The organism is Paracidovorax anthurii (assembly GCF_003269065.1).
Taxonomy (GTDB): domain Bacteria; phylum Pseudomonadota; class Gammaproteobacteria; order Burkholderiales; family Burkholderiaceae_C; genus Paracidovorax; species Paracidovorax anthurii.
This window is the reverse complement of record NZ_QLTA01000112.1, coordinates 1-2,500: the sequence shown is the minus strand read 5'-3', so window position 1 is coordinate 2,500 and position 2,500 is coordinate 1. Positions and strand designations below refer to the sequence as shown.

General features: G+C 51.7%; 2 rRNA genes (1 of these 2 cut by a window edge). Both read left to right on the top strand.

Annotated features, from left to right (window positions below):
* Positions 1 to 2,222 (top strand): 23S ribosomal RNA (locus AX018_RS24310) (it extends 654 nt beyond the left edge of the window).
* 112 nt (positions 2,223 to 2,334) lie between these two features.
* Positions 2,335 to 2,447: ribosomal RNA gene (gene rrf, locus AX018_RS24305) — 5S ribosomal RNA — on the top strand.
* Positions 2,448 to 2,500 lie beyond the last annotated feature (53 nt).

Below are 2,500 nucleotides of genomic sequence, written 5' to 3'. Positions count from 1 at the left end.
GTGTAGACCCGAAACCAAGTGATCTATCCATGGCCAGGATGAAGGTGCCGTAACAGGTACTGGAGGTCCGAACCGACTAGTGTTGCAAAACTAGCGGATGAGCTGTGGATAGGGGTGAAAGGCTAAACAAACTTGGAAATAGCTGGTTCTCTCCGAAAACTATTTAGGTAGTGCCTCAAGTATTACCTTCGGGGGTAGAGCACTGTTTTGGCTAGGGGGTCATGGCGACTTACCAAACCAAGGCAAACTCCGAATACCGAAGAGTAGAGCTTGGGAGACAGAGCACCGGGTGCTAACGTCCGGACTCAAGAGGGAAACAACCCAGACCGCCAGCTAAGGTCCCTAAAATTGGCTAAGTGGGAAACGAAGTGGGAAGGCTAAAACAGTCAGGATGTTGGCTTAGAAGCAGCCATCATTTAAAGAAAGCGTAATAGCTCACTGATCGAGTCGTCCTGCGCGGAAGATGTAACGGGGCTAAGCCAGTTACCGAAGCTGCGGATGCACAGTTTACTGTGCGTGGTAGGAGAGCGTTCTGTAAGCCTGTGAAGGTGTCTGGTAACGGATGCTGGAGGTATCAGAAGTGCGAATGCTGACATGAGTAGCGTTAAAGGGGGTGAAAAGCCCCCTCGCCGTAAGCGCAAGGTTTTCTACGCAACGTTCATCGGCGTAGAGTGAGTCGGCCCCTAAGGCGAGGCAGAGATGCGTAGCTGATGGGAAACAGGTCAATATTCCTGTACCGATGTGTAGTGCGATGTGGGGACGGAGAAGGTTAGCTCAGCCAACTGTTGGATATGTTGGTTCAAGCCTGTAGTCGTGCCCGGTAGGCAAATCCGCCGGGCTTAGATGAGGGGTGATAACGAGTCTGCTTGCAGACGAAGTGAGTGATACCCTGCTTCCAGGAAAAGCCACTAAGCTTCAGCTACACACGACCGTACCGCAAACCGACACTGGTGCGCGAGATGAGTATTCTAAGGCGCTTGAGAGAACTCAGGAGAAGGAACTCGGCAAATTGATACCGTAACTTCGGGAGAAGGTATGCCGCAAGTAGGTGAACTTGTACAAAGGGAGCCCAAAGCGGTTGCAAAAAATCGGTGGCTGCGACTGTTTAATAAAAACACAGCACTCTGCAAACACGAAAGTGGACGTATAGGGTGTGACGCCTGCCCGGTGCTGGAAGATTAAATGATGGGGTGCAAGCTCTTGATTGAAGTCCCAGTAAACGGCGGCCGTAACTATAACGGTCCTAAGGTAGCGAAATTCCTTGTCGGGTAAGTTCCGACCTGCACGAATGGCGTAACGATGGCCACACTGTCTCCTCCTGAGACTCAGCGAAGTTGAAATGTTTGTGATGATGCAATCTCCCCGCGGAAAGACGGAAAGACCCCATGAACCTTTACTGTAGCTTTGTATTGGACTTTGAACAGATCTGTGTAGGATAGGTGGGAGGCTTTGAAGTGAGGACGCTAGTTCTCATGGAGCCAACGTTGAAATACCACCCTGGTGTGTTTGAGGTTCTAACCTAGGTCCCTTATCGGGATCGGGGACAGTGCATGGTAGGCAGTTTGACTGGGGCGGTCTCCTCCCAAAGCGTAACGGAGGAGTTCGAAGGTACGCTAGGTACGGTCGGACATCGTGCTAATAGTGCAATGGCATAAGCGTGCTTAACTGCGAGACTGACAAGTCGAGCAGATGCGAAAGCAGGACATAGTGATCCGGTGGTTCTGTATGGAAGGGCCATCGCTCAACGGATAAAAGGTACTCTGGGGATAACAGGCTGATACCGCCCAAGAGTTCATATCGACGGCGGTGTTTGGCACCTCGATGTCGGCTCATCTCATCCTGGGGCTGTAGCCGGTCCCAAGGGTATGGCTGTTCGCCATTTAAAGAGGTACGTGAGCTGGGTTTAAAACGTCGTGAGACAGTTTGGTCCCTATCTTCCGTGGGCGCTGCAGATTTGAGGAAGCCTGCTCCTAGTACGAGAGGACCGGAGTGGACACACCTCTGGTGTATCGGTTGTCACGCCAGTGGCATTGCCGAGTAGCTAAGTGTGGAAGAGATAACCGCTGAAAGCATCTAAGCGGGAAACTCGTTTCAAGATGAGATCTGCCGGGGCCTTGAGCCCCCTGAAGAGTCGTTCAAGACCAGGACGTTGATAGGCTGGGTGTGGAAGGCGTGCAAGCGCTTAAGCTAACCAGTACTAATTGCTCGTGCGGCTTGACCCTATAACTTTGACATACCGTCAAGGTCTGTTGTGCCAGGCGCAATCAAATACACAACTGATTCACTCTATGAATTCGTCATGCTGACCAAAACTCAGCAAGACACCCCGTTATGCCTGATGACCATAGCAAGTTGGCCCCACTCCTTCCCATCCCGAACAGGACAGTGAAACGACTTCGCGCCGATGATAGTGCGGATTCCCGTGTGAAAGTAGGTCATCGTCAGGCTCTTACAGCCCAAACCGCCCTCAGATCTCTCATGATCTGAGGGCGTTTTGCTT